This window comes from Rhodococcus sp. C26F (assembly GCF_053345925.1).
The window spans coordinates 493,330-508,429 of sequence record NZ_JBKFBA010000001.1 but is presented as its reverse complement, the minus strand read 5'-3'; the positions used below and the strand labels follow the sequence as shown (position 1 = coordinate 508,429).

Sequence of the window (15,100 nt, the reverse complement as noted above, 5' to 3'; positions counted from 1 at the left end):
GTCAGCGATATTTCGGGTTCGCGACCTTCAGCCGGTTCGCGGCCAACCCCCTGATCACCTCGGCGACCTGCGGGTCGTCGAGGTGATCTCGTCCTGCACGCACACCGAGGGCGAGTTCGGCTTCGGAGCGGTAGCCGAGCCCGGCGAGCCGCACCCGATAGGTCTCCCGCACCGCCGGGGCGAAGATGGCCTCCCGCGCGGCGATGCCGAGGACGTGCGCCGCCACCCGGCTCCGGTAGCGGGTCTTCGCATCGGCGCCCGCCCCGGCCTCCAGGACGAACTCGCGCACTGCCCCGAGCAGCTCCTCGATGGGCGGTGCCCCGAGGAACTGTGGGGTGGCAGGCGGAGTCTCCGTCTCGTCGTGGGGAGGGACGTCGAGCAGGTCCAGCAGGTCGTGTTCGCACTCGGCGACGCGGCGGCCGATGGCGAGCAGTTCGAGGGTGTTGTCGCCTCCCGTCGCCGCAGCGGCGGCCTGCATCCGGCAGATCACCGCCCACCGCAGCGAGCCGTAGACCTCCCACCAGTGGACGACCTCGGGATCGGGACTCTCGCCCGACTCGTCGGCGTACCCCCGGAACAGGTCGTCGCGGGAACCGAACCCGCCGACCGGATGCGGCGAACCGAAACGCCACGTCCGGGTGCACAGCCACCCCAGGTCCTCCATCGGATCACCGACGTGCGCCAGTTCCCAGTCGAGCACCCCGCGCACGCCCTCCGCGTCGACGAGGAGGTTCCCGTTGCGGAAGTCGCCGTGCACGAACGCCTTCCCGGTCGCCGGTGGACGGTTGCGGAGGAGCCACGCGAACGCGGCCTCGAGCGTCGGCACGGGGTCGCCGTTGGTGAGGTACTCGTCGAACAGGGAGGTCAGCGGGTCGTGTTCCGGCAGGTTCGGTACGGCCTCGATGTCCATGCGGTGGATCCGGGCGAGGATGCGTCCGAGTTCGTAGGGCAGTGCGGCGCGGACCTCGGCCAGATTCTCGTCGCGCAACAACTTCTGCGGCAGTGCCTCGCCGGGCACCTTCGACATCATGAGGTAGGCGCCGATCCCGGGGTGCGGTTCGTCGCCGCTGCGGTCGATCACGTCGGGCACGGGCACGCCGACGCGGGCGGCCTCGTCGAAGGACGCCGCTTCCATGGCGATCCTGCGTGCGTCCTCGCGTCCCGGCGGGTCGCGGCGCAGGATCAACTCCCGGGTGTCGCCGGTGGCCGACGCCGCGGTGATCGCCCACGTCTCGCGGCTGGCACCGCCGGTGAGCCGTTCGATGCGCCGCAGCGTCCAACTGCCGTCGAGTACCGACGAAAGACGCTTCGTCAGTTCGTCTTTCAATTCACCGCTGACGCCACCCACCGCGACCTCCCCTGTTCGGTTTCCTGCGGTGGATACTCCCACGGTGATCCGCGGTGTGCGAGCACTTCCACCGCGACGTCGCGGAGTGTCAGGCGGCGAACCCCACCGCCCCGATGACCGGGATGATCGTCATGAAGACGATGGCGATCGCGAAGAGCGTGATGGTGATCTTCTTGTCCCAGCGCGATCGCGTGCCCGTCGCGGCGAGCATGAAGAAGACGAACCCCACGCAGATGGATCCGATACCGATGACGACGGGTGTTTCCAACATGGCTCCATCATCGCCCATCACGGGAGCCCTCTATTTCGTATTACACTATTGGTATGGCTGACGAGACGATCGACGGCACCCCCGGCACCGAGGAGATGATCGAAGGGTGGGCCGACGAAGCCGAAGCCGGCTACGACGTCGCCGCTTTGCGTAAGCGTGGTCGCCCGACCATCGGAGAAGGTCCCGCAACGGTGGTGCCGGTCCGTATGGACGAAGCATTGCTACAGGCGCTGAACGCGCGGGCAGAGAAAGAGCATGTGTCCAGATCGGAAGCGATTCGGGAAGCGATCCGCGCCTGGATTCAGGTCGCGTGAGGGTACACCGGTCTGCCCGCAAGCACGGAATCGACGAAGTCTGCGGATCAGCGGTTGAGCTGCGTGATCCGTCCGGTCAGCAGCGTGGCGAACGCCGTCCACGCCGAGTACGGAGCCAGCGCGGCACCTGCAGCCGGATTCGCCTCGGCCGTCCGGCGCGTCAGATCCGCGGTACTGGCGGCGAGCAGAGCGGCGACCACAGTGGCAGGCATCAACCGATGCCACTTGAAGAACACCCACGACCACGACGCGTTGAGGACGAGATTCGTGGCCAGAGCCGCGATGTAGTTGCGACGACCCGCGTAGTCGTCGGCGTCGGTGTACTCGTCGATCGCGACGGCCGAGGTGACAGCGATATCGGCGTACAGCGCCGTCCAGACGATCGGGAACGCCGCGGCCGGAGGCTGGAAACCGGGCTTGCGCAACTTGCGGTACCACCGGGAGTTCGTGTCCTGGGAGGCGATCGATCCGACGATCGCGGTGGTCGTGGTGGCAGCTGCGGTCGCGAGGACGGTACTGAGTCTCATGTCTGTCGGCTCCTGTGGATGACGGTTGATCGTCGGCTACCCGAGCCGAAGGCGCACGAAACGGACACCTCGGTAGGGTGGCGGGCCGGGAGGTCGACATGAGTGGATTGCAGCAGGTCGGCGACGGGGTCTGGGCGTTCGTGCGCACCCCCGGCGGCTGGGGTGAGGCCAACACCGGGTTGGTCGTCGCACCGGGAACGGCGTCGCTGGTCGTCGACACCGCATGGGACGTCGCATGGGCGCAGCGCATCGCCGAGGCGCAGGCACCGCTGGTCGCCGATGCTCCGATCACCGACGCGGTGAACACCCACAGCGACGGTGACCACTGGTGGGGCAACGACACGCTGCCGCCCGATGCGCGGATCACCACCAGCGCCGCCGCACTGGACGGGATGCGCGAGGATCTTCCACCGCGCGCCCTCACCGTGCTGGCCGGCACGGGCTCCAGGATCCGGCGCGTCCCCGGCCCCATCGGTGCGGCCGGTGCCTACATGGCGCGGGTCCGCGGCGGTGCCCGATTCCCGCGCCGCACCCCGCGGATGCCCGACACGACCTTCGCGACCGCCACCTCACTGGACATCGGTGGCCGCACGATCGAACTCGAGCAACTCGGACCATGTCACACGGCCGGCGACCTCGTCGTCCGCGTGGCCGATGCCGGAGTCGTCTTCACCGGCGACCTGTTGTTCATCGGGTCGACGCCGATCCTGTGGCACGGCCCGCTCGACAACTGGTTGTCGGCGCTCGATCGACTGCTCGGCTGGGACGCCGCGGTGTACGTGCCCGGACACGGACCGACCTGCGGCGAGGCGGAGATCCGAACGCTGCGCGACTACTGGCTGTGGCTGCGCGACGCCGCCCACGATCATCACCGGGCCGGACTCACCCCGCTCGAGACAGCACGGAAACTCGTGCGCACGAGAGACTTCGATGCGTGGCGTCACTGGGAGTCGCCCGAGCGCATCGCCCTGAACCTGAGCACCCTGTTCGACCAGTGGAACGGCAATCCACCGGCGCCGCCCACCGTCACACGTCGCGTCACAGCCTTCGTCGCGGCCGAAACCCTGTTGCGCGAAGGATCATTCGAGGCGTCCTGACCGCCGGTCAGGACAGGTGCTTCGGCTCCGGGGTCGTCTTGTGCGACCAGTCCGACCCCACGGGCGCGGTTCCGAGCGCGTCCGGGCACTCGTCGCGTCCGGCGGGCGCCAGGGAGATCACGATCGACTTGTAGGTGGGGCAGTTGCTCTTCAGTGCAGTCGAATCGAGCGGGACGAGAGGGTTGGTCTCCGGGTAGTAGGCGGCCGCGCTTCCTCGTGGCAGGTCGTACTCGACGATCCGGAACCTCTTGGCGCAACGGTCGCGGTCGTCACCGTCCCACCGCGTGAAGAGGTCGACGAAGTCCCCGTCGTCGAAACCCAGGGACGCGATGTCGTCCCGGTGCATGAACACGACGCGACGGCCGCCCTCGATCCCGCGGTAGCGGTCGCTGAGGCCGTAGATGGTGGTGTTGAACTGGTCGTGGCTGCGCATCGTCTGCAGCAGCAGATGCCCCGGCGGAACCTGAACCACTTCCACCGGCGAGACGGCAAATTCCGCCTTGCCCGAATCGGTATCGAAGGTCCGGGTGTCGCGGGGCGGATGCGGCAGGATGAACCCTCCCGGACGCCGGACGTTGACCTCGTAGCCTTCGCAGCCGGGGACGACGCGGGAGATGCGCGATCGGATGTTCGCGTAGTCATCGCGCATCGCCTTCCAGTCGATCCCGTAGCGGTCGCCGAGCGTGGCCTCTGCGATGCCGGTGATGATCGCGACCTCCGAACGCACGTGCTCGCTGGGCGGTTTCAACGGTCCTCGGGAGGCGTGGACCGCGCACGTCGTGTCCTCGACCGACACGAACTGCGGTCCCGAGGTCTGGACGTCCTTGTCGGTGCGTCCGAGCGTCGGAAGGATCAATGCCGTTCTGCCGCAGACCAGATGGGAACGATTGGGTTTCGTCGAGATGTGCACGGTCATGTCGATACCGGACATCGCCTCCGCGGTGACAGCAGTGTCGGGTGCCGCCTGCACGAAGTTGCCGCCGAGGCCGAGGAAGAACCGCACCTTGCCGTCACGCATCGCCTTGATCGAATCGACCGTGTCGTAACCGTTCTCGCGAGGAGGATCGAAACCGAACTCCTTCTCGATCGCGTCGAGGAAACTCTGCGGCGCGCGTTCCCAGATTCCCATCGTGCGGTCGCCCTGGACGTTCGAGTGTCCGCGCACTGGCATGAGCCCCGCACCGCGCTTGCCGATGTTGCCCTGCGCGAACGCGAGATTGCAGATCTCCTTGATGGTCGCAACGGCGTTGCGGTGCTGGGTGATACCCATGGCCCAGCAGAAGACCGTCGCCTTCGAGCGGCGCAGCATCTGGGCGGCCTCGGTGATCTGCTGGCGCGACAGGCCGGTCGCGGCGACCGCCTCGTCCCAGTCGATGTCCCGGACGTGTTCGACCCATTCGTCGAATCCCCGCGTGTACTGCTGCACAAAGTCGTGGTCGAGCGCGTCCCATTCGACGAGCAGCGACCCGAACGCCTGCAGCAGTGCGAGGTCGCCGTTGACCTTGATCGACAGATGCAGGTCGGCCAGGTCCGTTCCCCGCCCGAGCACGCCGCGCGGCGTCTGCGGGTTACGGAAGTTGACCAGGCCCGCCTCGCGCAGCGGGTTGATCGTCAGGATCTTCGCGCCGTTCTGCTTGGCCTCTTCGAGTGCGGTGAGCATGCGCGGGTGGTTCGTGCCGGGGTTCTGCCCCTGCAGGATGATGAGCTCGGCGTTGTGCACGTCGTCGAGCGTCACGCTGGCCTTGCCGATGCCGATCGATTCCTGCAGCGCGATGCTCGTGGACTCGTGGCACATGTTCGAGCAGTCGGGCAGGTTGTTGGTCCCGAACGCCCGCGCGAACAGCTGGTACACGAACGCCGCTTCGTTCGACGCGCGCCCGGAGGTGTAGAAGGTGGCCTGATCAGGGCTGTCCAGTGACTTCAGCTGCTCTCCGATGAGCGCGAAGGCCTCGTCCCACTCGATCGGGGTGTAGTGCGTGGCACCGGGCCTCTTGACCATCGGGTGTGTGATGCGGCCCTGCTTGCCGAGCCACAGTTCGCTGTGTGCGGCGAGCTCGTCGATGCTGTACCTGGCGAAGAAGCCTGGGTCGGCACGTCGCTTGGTGCCCTCCTCGGCGACGGCCTTGGCGCCGTTCTCGCAGAATTCGGCGATCTTGCGATGACCAGGGTCCGGGTCGGGCCACGCACAGCTCGGGCAGTCGAACCCTTCGGCCTGGTTCAGCTCGAGCAGCGTCTCGGCCGAACGCACCAGTCCCATCTGTTCGAGGGATCGCTTCATTGCCACGGCGACGCCGGTGACGCCGGCGGCAGCCTTCTTGCGATCTCCGACCTCGAGGTCGGCCTCGTCGTAGTCGGACTGCAGGTCGCTCTTCCGCATTCGCTCACCTCTCACCACGCACAGTTCTGCGCGGCGGGTACCCGTGGTGTCCGCCCCTCGAAACCACGATCGGTTCCCGCTCCGAGACCACTGATCGGACGTACCCTCGGAGAATGGGATGGTCGAAAACGCTCGGTATCCCGGCCGCTGCGGCGGCCGCCGTCGGTGCCTACGATCTTGTGCAGAAACGACATTCGCTGCTGCGGAACTTCCCGATTCTCGGGCATGCGCGTTACGTCCTCGAGTCGCTGGGACCCGAACTGCGGCAGTACATCACGACGAACAACGACGAGGAACGTCCGTTCAACCGCGACCAGCGCAGGTGGATCTACGCGTCGTCGAAGAACGTCACGAACACCTTCGGTTTCGGCAGCGACAACGACATCGAGTACACCGACGGGTACACGATCATCAAGCACCGCACCTTCTCGGACCTACCGCCGTCGGCCGCACCTCACGGTGGCGAGAAGGTCTCCATTCCGTCAGCAAAGATCCTCGGTGGTGCCCGCGGGCGCGCCCGCGCCTTCCGCCCCGGATCGTTCGTCAACATCTCCGCAATGAGCTTCGGCTCGCTGTCCGGTGCCGCCGTCGAGGCGCTCAACCGAGGTGCCGGCGCGGCCGGGTGCCTGCAGAACACCGGCGAAGGTGGCCTGACGAACTACCACCGCAACGGCGGAGAGTTGATCTTCCAGATCGGCACCGGCTACTTCGGGTGCCGCGACGAGGACGGCCACTTCGACCTCGCACGGCTGAAGCGGGTCGTCGAATCGGCACCCATCCGTGCTCTGGAGATCAAGCTCAGCCAGGGTGCCAAGCCGGGACTGGGCGGGCTGCTCCCCGGAGCCAAGGTCACCCCGGAGATCGCCGAGGTCCGCGGAATCCCCGTCGGCAAGGACTGCGTGAGCCCCTCCCGGCACACGGAGTTCCACGACATCGACAGCCTGCTCGACTGGGTCGAACTGCTCGCTGCCGAGACGGGGCTTCCCGTCGGCATCAAGTCCGCTGTCGGCGACACGACCTTCTGGGACGAACTCACACGGCGGATGAGCGAGACCGACCGCGGCGTCGACTTCGTCACCATCGACGGAGGCGAAGGCGGAACCGGCGCAGCACCATTGGTATTCGCCGACGCGGTCTCGCTTCCGTTCCGCAGCGGTTTCGCCCGGGTCTACGCGACGTTCGCCGAAGCCGGCCTGACCGACGACGTCACCTTCATCGGCGCCGGCAAGCTCGGTCTGCCCGACAACGCGGTGGTAGCGATGGCACTCGGCTGCGACATGGTCAACGTCGCCCGCGAACCGATGTTCTCCATCGGATGCATCCAAGCCCAGAAATGCCACACCGACCGCTGCCCCACCGGCGTCGCCACACAGAACCGCTGGCTCACCCGAGGACTCGACGTCCCGACCAAGGCCGACCGCGTCGCCGACTACATCGAAGCCCTACGCCGCGACGTGTTCAAGATCGCGCAGGCCACGGGAGTGGCGCATCCTGGCCTGATCACCGTCGACGACATCGAGATCGCCGACGGCAACCGGCACGCGATCACCCTGCGCGAGATGTACGGCTACCGGGACGGATGGGGCCTGCCGTCGGAGGCCGATCGGGAGGAGATCGCGCGGCTGATGACCGCGGAAGCGGTGACGACGCCGGGTGGGACTGAGGCGTCGACAGCGACGTCGTAATCACTTGGGGATCAAGCGATCGAGAGCACCCCGACCGATGAGATCTCGTTACGTCAACCGTCACCGTACGGTCGATGCGGGTCGGGTACATGATGAGTGACCTGCACGGATATCTCGCGCCGGGGCACGGCATATCCCGCAGCCGATGACATTCCGGGATGAGTGAGGGCACCCGGGGGCAGACGGTAGGTGCGCTGTCCTCATACCGGTAGAGGGCGAGCAGCCCCCTGACATTTCTGAGCCGACTACCCCGAATCGGAGGCGGGCCCGACCTTCTGCCGGGGGCGGTTGCGTCCGTTCCAGGCTCGGTACCCGTGCAGGCCTTCATCGACGAGAACACCGTCCGCGGCATCATGGTCGTCGCTGCGGTCGCGGACCCGTCGTCCCTCGAGCACGCCCGCCGCACCCTGGCGGGGTTACGGATGAAAGGCCAGGAGCGGATCCACTTCAAGTCCGAACGAGATTCTCGGCGGCGTGCGATCTGCTCGGCATTGGTGACCTTGAATGTGCAGGTACGCGTCTATCACGCTGCTGGTCTTACACCCAGGCTCGGACGTCCGCGCTGCCTCGAGACATTGGTGGGGGACCTTGCCGAGCTGCCGGTGTCTCGACTGGTCCTCGAGCAGGACGATTCGACCGTCAAGTCCGACCGGCGGGTCCTGTTCGAGGCGGCCGGCAAGCACGGGATCCGCGAGCAGCTGACCTATCACCATCTGCGCGCCAAGCAGGAACCGATGCTGTGGATTCCCGATGCGGTCGCATGGTGCCTGGCCAAAGGCGGTGAGTGGCCCGATCGGGTCCGCCCGTTGATTACCAAGACCGTGACGGTGCGGTAGAAACGCGAACCCGGCTCACCAACCGTCCGGAAGGCTGCCGGGTTCACTTCACCAGAGCTACTGCCCTGGGCTTCATCTACGATGCCAGAGCCCACGAACAGGCGCAACCCGGTGCGTAATGCGCAATCGCGTGCGTACCTTCCGTAACCGTGTTTGAGCGAGTAAGCGCTCTGTTCGAACTCGTCCGGTACCTGGACGATCCGCAACCCTTGCGCCAGAGCCGATCTGAGGCCGGCCGACCGGTGGCGTCTTACAGGCCCTCCAGCACTTCCATCAGATCCTGAAGTAGTGCATCGGCGCGGGCTTCGATGTCGTCGAAGACGTCGGTGAGGTCGTCGAGGCTTTCGTGGTCGCGGCGGCGGGCGGCTGTGCCGCGATCGTAGTAGTCGGGGTCGAGGGCGATGTCCGGCTCGACGCAGGCGTCGACATCCTCCTGCGGGGGAACAGGTAGCACCCGGCGCGTCGGGGCGCGACCCGACAGGTGTGCCCGTACCGACATCGATACCGACTGCGGGGTCATCGGTTGCGCGTGCGGCAGGTGTCCCCATCGGTCGAGCGGACACAGCAGCGGTTGCCGGGTCTGCTGTGTATCGAGCGGATCGGTGACGATCTCGCTCGGGTCGGTGAGGTGATGACGCAACAGATGCGTGCCCGGGTACTGGTCGAGAAACGCCTGAATCTCCGCTCACCGCCGATAGATCTCGACCGCGTAGTTGTCGCCGGTCTCGGGATCCGGTGTGAGACGGAAGCGTTCGCCAGCCCGGGTGGTGACCACGAGAGTATCCCCGTCGAATCGGATGTCGCAGCGGCGCAGCCGGGTGATGTCGGTGAAGGTCATCCCAGTGGCGGCGAGAACCAGGAGCAGGGCATCGCGGCGGCCGAACAGTCCACTCGGCCACCCTTCGGTGGGTAGTTCGGTCGCTCGCTGCAGTAACAGGCGGGCGAGCCGGTCGAGGCGCGAAGTGCGGGTGGTGTCGAGGTGCCGGCGCACCGTCTCGGTCCTCCCCGGCGGCGGGTAGCCGTGCCCGGTGTGGACGGCGTTGATGGCTGAGAGCCGGCGCCGCTGCGTCGCGACCGCGGCAGGGTGCTCATGCAGAAACAGCGCCAGGGTGTCGGGCGTGGCGGGGATGGGCGGGTGGTCGGCAGCGGCGCACCAGTCGGCGAACAGCGCCCAGTCGTGGCGGTAGCGACTCGGGACGCGTAGGCCCAGGGCGGCATCGTGAAGCTCGTCGCGGCCGTGGACTATTCGGTCGGTGCTGGTCACGCGCCTCACAACCCGAGATTTGTCACGGCGTTGCCGATGAGTGGGGCGTGTTCGCGGGCGTAGGTTTCGAGCATGGCGGGGGTGCTGTGTCCGGTCTGGCGCATGATCGCGTGCGCGCTCGCGCCGTTGCGGAAGGCCTGGGTAACGAACCCGGCCCGCAATGAATGCCCACCGAGCCGCTGGACGATGTCGGGGTCGTAGCCGGCCTGCGCGGCGCGGCCGAGTCCGACGAGGTCGACGCAGGGACATCGGAGGGGTCCGGGCGGCGCATCAGCAGGTCATCGGGCACGATTCGGGAGCCTACCGTCCCGTTCGGACAGGTTCCCACCGGAAAACGCGTTCAGCAGCGGTTTCGACGGTGATGGTGCGCTAATGGCAATTAGCGCACCACCGAACGGATTTGACGTAAGCAGCCAAACTCCAACGCTTATTCCTGACCCAGTTCTTCCCCCCGGAAATAGAGCGCCCCAACTCCTCCAGTCCCCATCCGAACCGGTCGGTCCACATCAGATGCATCGAGACGAAGCCACAATGTTAAATTCATTCTCTGTCAACAGGTTTCGGCACACGTGCCGCGCCATTCCTTGCCGAACGTACGGTGGATCAGACGGTCGATGTACTGCGCCAAGAACTAAGAACTTGTTGTGTCAATCAGTAATTTTGGTCGCTTCCCTCGGACTGCGGATCGAGGCGCTTCGGTGGCCTGCTCGCGCGGCCTATCGACACGAACCATGGCTCCCGGATATCTACAGTCGTCGGCGGATGCCGATCATCTCCCCGACCTGATGACGCGGGTTCCGGGAGATGGCCGACCCCTCGTGCCGACGACAGGACCTTCCCGGGTGGCAGCACGCCGGCCCAGCACGCGACGGCCTCTGTGCCGTAAATCGCTTCCCGGCATGATCTTGACGGATAATCGGAGTGATCCACGATCCATGGTGGTAACGGACCGATGGAGCTTGCCTCCCGGTGACGAGGTCGCGCGCGGGCCGTTGATCGATCACACCGCTTCCGATCTGGCCTGCACAGGTATGCGGACGTGGGTCGGTACGGACGCGGCAGGAAAGCTCAGTAATCCCTCTGGAGCGGTCTGTCCCTGCGCCTAACCACATTGAGGCATGCACGGCACGTACGCATGCATGATGGGGTGGTGCCGGACATCGATGTAGAGCCATATCTCGAGGCCCTCGTGGAAACTGCTCGGGACGTGCTCGGTGCGGAGTTCGTCGGGGCGTACGCGGCCGGGTCGCTGGCCCTGAACGCCTTCCACCCCGGCCGCAGTGACATCGACATCGCCCTGCTCTGCCGCGACCCGCTGAGCGAAGCGGTCAAGCGGGAGTTGATCGCTCGACTGCGGCACAACGCCCTGCCATGTCCGGCCCGGGGATTGGAACTGGTCGTCTACACCGTGGCTACCGCACAGTCGGGCACCGGAGAACCGGGCTTCGAACTCGAGTTGAACGACGGTCCGGCCATGGCTTTCCGGCAGACCCTTCGACCTGCAGACCGCCCGGCAGCCGACGGGACGTTCTGGTACGGACTGGACCGCAGCATCCTGCGCCAGAGCGGCCGAGTCCTGGCGGGGCCGCCGGCCTCGGAGACATTCGCCGAGCTACCGCCGGAGGAGCTACGGAGCCTACTGGTCGACTCGCTGGACTGGTGGATGGCATTGCCCGGCCCGGCCGACGACCAACCTGCACCCGGCTCCGATGACGCGGTCCTCGGAGCCTGCCGCGCGCTGGTCCGACACCGCTACGGAAGGTGGTTGTCCAAAGTCGACGCCGGCCGGCGGCTACTCGAGGGCGGCTACCAGCCCGCCGAGACGATCGAGCAGTCCATCACAGCACGCTCCGGTGAGTCGCCACCCTCGGGCCGGCAAGCGCGGACGTTCCAGGAAGGCGTGTTGCGCGAACTCTTGGCCGCGACCGACAGGTCGGCATGACCCTTGTCCAGATCGGCCCTCTTACGGCCTCGCTCTGCGTCGCGAATCTTTAACTCGCTTCCAGTCACACCGGTTCGGTCGACGGCGTCCGTGCTCTCGTTCTCGAGATACACGATGCGGGCCGGGATTCCGCGAACTGTGGAGTCGGCATGATGCGCGAGGGAAAGCGCACGAGGCCACGGAGTTCCGACATGCCGCCATCGACGATCTCGTCCCCGAGTACAACGCATCCGACGTTCGCAGCGCACTCGGGCATCAGTTGGTCGTGTACCAGGCCTCTGCCAGTTCTACCGGTGACGACGAACTCCGCCTGTTGAGGGACTTGCAGCGACCGCCGATCGCTCATAGTTCCTCGTTCCGGACCCCGTGGCTTTCGACATCATTACGGTGGTGCATAGCCGACCGCAGTAGCCAGGAGGATTCGTCCCATGAGTACGTCCGACGACTGGAACGCGCAGGTGATCGCCGAATTCAGGGCCAACGAAGGCCGCGTCGGCGGCAACTTCGAGGGAGCGCCCATGGCGCTCGTGCACCATCGTGGCCGCAAGACCGGCCGGGAGACGGTGACTCCTACGCTGTATCTGCCGGATCCTGAGGATGCCGCGACGACGTACGTTTTCGCAAGCAAAGGGGGTGCCCCCTCCCATCCGGCCTGGTACTACAACCTCACCACCGCGGGACGGGCAGAGGTCGAGATCGGCACCGAGACCTTCGAGGTCACGGTAGAAGAGATCACCGGCGCCGAGCGCGACCGTATCTATGCCGAGCAGGCCCGTCGTTACCCCGGCTTCGCCGAGTACGAGGAGAAGACCCGTGGCGTGCGGACCATTCCGGTCCTCGCTCTCCACCGAAGCTGACCTCCCCAGACCAAAGTACCGACAGAGTCCCCTTCGAAATGCCCTAACCCTGCGGGCAGAGTGCGGCGATAACCGTGCGCGCCAACCAGTCCGCGTACCGGTCGAGTGTCCATCCCCGTTCGAGGACCAAGCGTTCGTAGGTGTCGATCACCAGGTAGTTCCACAGCACATCGCGGACCTCGTCGTGTTCGATGTCGTCGCGGAGCTGACCCGTCGCCATCAGGTACCTGCCGACCATCGTCGCCGCGGCCAGCCCCTCCTCGCTCAGTTGCTGCCACACCGGGGTGAGGGAGTCGTCCACGTGTCGTCCGTCGCGGATGAGGATCTGCACCTTCGCCGAGCGGTGTTGCCGGTGTGCCAGTGCGTGAATGAACATGTCGATCTTGCGGCGCACATCCGGCTCGGCAAGCATCGCCTGCTGCTCCGGACGTTCGGCAACCGATACCGGCTCGTCGTCACCGGCGATCACGAAATCGAAAACTGCCTTCGCCAGAGCCGCCTTGCTCCCGAAAGTCTTGTACAGACCCTTCACCGAGACGCCCGCACGGTCGGCGACCGTGGCGAGGGTGGTGGCTCGAAATCCGTCGCGTTCGAACAATTCCTTGGCAGCCACGACCACAGCACGGCGTCGAACACGGGCCTGTTCGCGCCTGCCGGAGGCGTCGTACGGCCTCTTGACTTCGGCCACTCACACTCCGATACTTTGAGTACAACCTGATTGAACCGAATATATCAGGATTGCTACCGCGCAGCACGCCATCGCATCCCGAATGTCGTCGGGTCGTGAAGCAACAAGCGCTCCGGTTCCGTTCGCACGACAGTGCGACCGCGATGTACATACAGATCATCGGAGAACATCGGATTGGAATGTAATCCACTGAATCCCAATCAGATCCACCCATCGACCATTCGACACACACGACGAACAGGAGAGGGCCATGAACGTCGATCAGCATGAGCCCGCCGATACACGGAGCATGGGAATCGTCCACAGCGCTCTGCGCCGCGACCTGGAACGACTCCGGCTGACACTGGAAACCGAACCGTTCCCGGACGGGAAACGTCGACGAGCACTCGCCGAGCACATCGGATGGCTGATGCACGCTCTGCACCTGCATCACAGCGCGGAGGACGCCGGACTGTGGCCGCTGATCCGTGCGAAGAATCCCTCCGCAAGGGCTCTGCTCGACCGAATGGAGACCGATCACGGGCAGATCACCCCCGCTATGAGCGTCCTGGAAGAAGCTGCCCGAGCATACGGTCGGGACGCGTCTGCACGGACACACGTACTCGACGCCCTGGCCGGATTGAACGAAGTCCTGTTGCCCCATCTGCAGCGTGAGGAATCGGAGATGATGCCGGTCGTCGCCGCGACCATCACCATATCCGAATACCGCGACGTCGAGAACGAGTACTTCGTGAAGCCGAAGGGCGTCGCCGAACTGGGCGCCGAAGCACCCTGGATCGTCGACGGCGCGACCCCGGAGGATCGCGACGTGATCCTTCACGTCGTCCCCACGGTCCCACGGTTCATCATCATGCAGACCTTCGGCCGCATCTATCGGCGCAAGGTCGCACGGTTGTGGAGGGACGAACCGGCGGCCGCTGTGCCGCCGATCAAGGTCACTGCACCACGCAGTGAAGCAAGTACGAGCAGAGACTCCGACAGCCGACATCTCGCCTCGTAGGAGCGGGCACGTACTTCGGTGTCTTCGACCCCGCTGAGCGGGGCCGGAGCCACCGAGATCCCGNCCCGCCGACATGCGCCGGCGGGATCTCCCGTGACCGGCCACCAGGCCGGAAAGAAATTCGCAATAGGGGCTACTTACGCCCCGCCTGCCACTGCATGCCCCACCCGAACGCGCGGTCGAGGTCGGACTGGCTGCCGTCGATGTACTGCACGAGACGCTCGACGGTGATGCCCTGCCCGGTGTTCTGCAGCATCGCGATCGCGCAGATGCGCGCGCTGTTGTTCGGCGAGTCCAGACGCACCTCGATCTGCGGACCCGACGGCGGGGTCAGCGTCACGACGCCGTCCACGGCAGCCCAGTTCGGCGCGCCCTCGTAGATCATCGCGAAGATCAGCACACGCTTGAACAGTTCGGGGCGCTCGAGGTTGACGTGCATGTTCTCGCCACCGGTGTTCGAGCCGGTGCGGTCGTCGCCGTCGAGGTGGATGTACGGCGGGGTGTTCAGCGCGCCGAAGCTGTTCCCGAGTGCCTGGATGACTCCCTTGGATCCGTCGGCGAGTTCGAACAGGCAGCCGAGGTCGAGGTCCACGCCGCCGCTCGCACCGGTGAGCTTCGCGAGGAAGCCCTTCTTCTGCTCACCGCGCGACCAGTTGAGGTTCACCCGCGTGACGCCCTGCACGGACCCGGCCTTCGACAGGCTCACGGTCGGGGATTCCTTGGTGAGGTTGATCTTGCTCAGGTTGACGCCGCCGGCGTTCTGCTCGGGCTTCTTGTTGTAGTCGATGGCCATGTCGAGCCTTTCGTCGGAGTGGCTGCGCGCGGTTGCGCACGGGATGGGAAAGCGACGGGAGCCCCCGATCCGAGGTGTCGGATCGAGGGCTCCCATCGGCA

13 protein-coding genes and 3 pseudogenes are annotated in these 15,100 nt (G+C 66.0%); 8 read left to right on the top strand and 8 right to left on the bottom strand.

Going from position 1 to position 15,100, the window contains the following annotated elements; all coding sequences use genetic code 11:
• Position 1: 1 nt before the first annotated feature.
• Together ACLBYD_RS02395 and ACLBYD_RS02390 are read right to left on the bottom strand one after the other, a co-directional pair.
• Positions 2-1,348 carry a phosphotransferase family protein gene (locus ACLBYD_RS02395; protein WP_447815246.1) on the bottom strand — a complete coding sequence of 449 codons (1,347 nt, stop codon included), beginning with the start codon at positions 1,346-1,348 and terminating at the stop codon, positions 2-4.
• 88 nt (positions 1,349-1,436) lie between these two features.
• A complete protein-coding gene (locus ACLBYD_RS02390) occupies positions 1,437-1,619 on the bottom strand; it encodes a hypothetical protein (RefSeq protein ID WP_026061210.1) in 183 nt (60 codons plus the stop codon).
• Positions 1,620-1,672: 53 nt separating this feature from the next.
• Between ACLBYD_RS02390 and ACLBYD_RS02385 the strand changes: the two genes are divergently transcribed.
• Complete coding sequence (locus ACLBYD_RS02385; RefSeq protein WP_447815245.1) at positions 1,673-1,933, top strand: ribbon-helix-helix domain-containing protein; 261 nt, start codon at positions 1,673-1,675, stop codon at positions 1,931-1,933.
• Between the two features lie 47 nt (positions 1,934-1,980).
• Here the strand turns inward: ACLBYD_RS02385 and ACLBYD_RS02380 are convergent, their stop codons facing one another.
• On the bottom strand, positions 1,981-2,460 hold the full coding sequence (locus ACLBYD_RS02380; RefSeq protein ID WP_060652595.1) for a TspO/MBR family protein: 480 nt from the start codon (positions 2,458-2,460) through the stop codon (positions 1,981-1,983).
• Between the two features lie 98 nt (positions 2,461-2,558).
• Here ACLBYD_RS02380 and ACLBYD_RS02375 point away from each other — a divergent pair, with 98 nt between their 5' ends.
• Positions 2,559-3,557 (top strand): MBL fold metallo-hydrolase, encoded by a 999-nt coding sequence (locus ACLBYD_RS02375; RefSeq protein WP_447815244.1) that lies wholly within the window; start codon positions 2,559-2,561, stop codon positions 3,555-3,557.
• Between the two features lie 7 nt (positions 3,558-3,564).
• On the opposite strand, the gene ACLBYD_RS02370 is transcribed toward ACLBYD_RS02375, so the two are convergent.
• Positions 3,565-5,934: an FdhF/YdeP family oxidoreductase gene (locus ACLBYD_RS02370; protein ID WP_447815243.1), complete on the bottom strand. Its 2,370-nt coding sequence runs from the start codon at positions 5,932-5,934 to the stop codon at positions 3,565-3,567.
• 113 nt (positions 5,935-6,047) lie between these two features.
• Between ACLBYD_RS02370 and ACLBYD_RS02365 the strand changes: the two genes are divergently transcribed.
• Together ACLBYD_RS02365 and ACLBYD_RS02360 are read left to right on the top strand one after the other, a co-directional pair.
• Positions 6,048-7,619 (top strand): FMN-binding glutamate synthase family protein, encoded by a 1,572-nt coding sequence (locus ACLBYD_RS02365; protein WP_447815242.1) that lies wholly within the window; start codon positions 6,048-6,050, stop codon positions 7,617-7,619.
• A gap of 314 nt (positions 7,620-7,933) precedes the next feature.
• Complete coding sequence (locus ACLBYD_RS02360; protein WP_229566422.1) at positions 7,934-8,455, top strand: hypothetical protein; 522 nt, start codon at positions 7,934-7,936, stop codon at positions 8,453-8,455.
• 250 nt (positions 8,456-8,705) lie between these two features.
• Here ACLBYD_RS02360 and ACLBYD_RS02355 read toward each other — a convergent pair.
• Positions 8,706-9,719 (bottom strand): annotated as a pseudogene (locus ACLBYD_RS02355) (hypothetical protein).
• A gap of 5 nt (positions 9,720-9,724) precedes the next feature.
• A pseudogene (locus ACLBYD_RS02350) lies at positions 9,725-9,937 on the bottom strand (tyrosine-type recombinase/integrase); the annotation flags it as partial.
• A gap of 932 nt (positions 9,938-10,869) precedes the next feature.
• Here ACLBYD_RS02350 and ACLBYD_RS02345 point away from each other — a divergent pair.
• The 3 genes and pseudogenes from ACLBYD_RS02345 (at position 10,870) to ACLBYD_RS02335 (ending at position 12,518) form a co-directional block, all read left to right on the top strand.
• Positions 10,870-11,661 (top strand): nucleotidyltransferase domain-containing protein, encoded by a 792-nt coding sequence (locus ACLBYD_RS02345; protein WP_447815241.1) that lies wholly within the window; start codon positions 10,870-10,872, stop codon positions 11,659-11,661.
• Positions 11,573-11,917: pseudogene (locus ACLBYD_RS02340) on the top strand (hypothetical protein); the annotation flags it as partial. The gene ACLBYD_RS02345 and the pseudogene ACLBYD_RS02340, both read left to right, overlap by 89 nt.
• 172 nt (positions 11,918-12,089) lie before the next feature.
• Positions 12,090-12,518, top strand: coding sequence for a nitroreductase family deazaflavin-dependent oxidoreductase (locus ACLBYD_RS02335; RefSeq protein WP_447815240.1), 429 nt, complete (start codon positions 12,090-12,092; stop codon positions 12,516-12,518).
• 43 nt (positions 12,519-12,561) lie between these two features.
• On the opposite strand, the gene ACLBYD_RS02330 is transcribed toward ACLBYD_RS02335, so the two are convergent.
• Complete coding sequence (locus tag ACLBYD_RS02330; RefSeq protein ID WP_229566427.1) at positions 12,562-13,206, bottom strand: TetR/AcrR family transcriptional regulator; 645 nt, start codon at positions 13,204-13,206, stop codon at positions 12,562-12,564.
• Between the two features lie 250 nt (positions 13,207-13,456).
• On the opposite strand from ACLBYD_RS02330, the gene ACLBYD_RS02325 reads away from it, so the two are divergent.
• A complete protein-coding gene (locus tag ACLBYD_RS02325; RefSeq protein ID WP_447815239.1) occupies positions 13,457-14,206 on the top strand; it encodes a hemerythrin domain-containing protein in 750 nt (249 codons plus the stop codon).
• 133 nt (positions 14,207-14,339) lie between these two features.
• On the opposite strand, the gene ACLBYD_RS02320 is transcribed toward ACLBYD_RS02325, so the two are convergent.
• Complete coding sequence (locus ACLBYD_RS02320) at positions 14,340-14,999, bottom strand: TerD family protein (protein WP_447815238.1); 660 nt, start codon at positions 14,997-14,999, stop codon at positions 14,340-14,342.
• Positions 15,000-15,100 lie beyond the last annotated feature (101 nt).

Excerpts from the sequence above, each read along its gene's own strand:
- ACLBYD_RS02380 (WP_060652595.1), bottom strand. The coding sequence starts at position 2,460 with ATGAGACTCAGTACCGTCCTCGCGACCGCAGCTGCCACCACGACCACC.
- ACLBYD_RS02375 (WP_447815244.1), top strand. The coding sequence starts at position 2,559 with ATGAGTGGATTGCAGCAGGTCGGCGACGGGGTCTGGGCGTTCGTGCGC.
- ACLBYD_RS02320 (WP_447815238.1), bottom strand. The coding sequence starts at position 14,999 with ATGGCCATCGACTACAACAAGAAGCCCGAGCAGAACGCCGGCGGCGTC.
- ACLBYD_RS02365 (WP_447815242.1), top strand. The coding sequence starts at position 6,048 with ATGGGATGGTCGAAAACGCTCGGTATCCCGGCCGCTGCGGCGGCCGCC.
- ACLBYD_RS02385 (WP_447815245.1), top strand. The coding sequence starts at position 1,673 with ATGGCTGACGAGACGATCGACGGCACCCCCGGCACCGAGGAGATGATC.
- ACLBYD_RS02390 (WP_026061210.1), bottom strand. The coding sequence starts at position 1,619 with ATGTTGGAAACACCCGTCGTCATCGGTATCGGATCCATCTGCGTGGGG.
- ACLBYD_RS02370 (WP_447815243.1), bottom strand. The coding sequence starts at position 5,934 with ATGCGGAAGAGCGACCTGCAGTCCGACTACGACGAGGCCGACCTCGAG.
- ACLBYD_RS02335 (WP_447815240.1), top strand. The coding sequence starts at position 12,090 with ATGAGTACGTCCGACGACTGGAACGCGCAGGTGATCGCCGAATTCAGG.
- ACLBYD_RS02325 (WP_447815239.1), top strand. The coding sequence starts at position 13,457 with ATGAACGTCGATCAGCATGAGCCCGCCGATACACGGAGCATGGGAATC.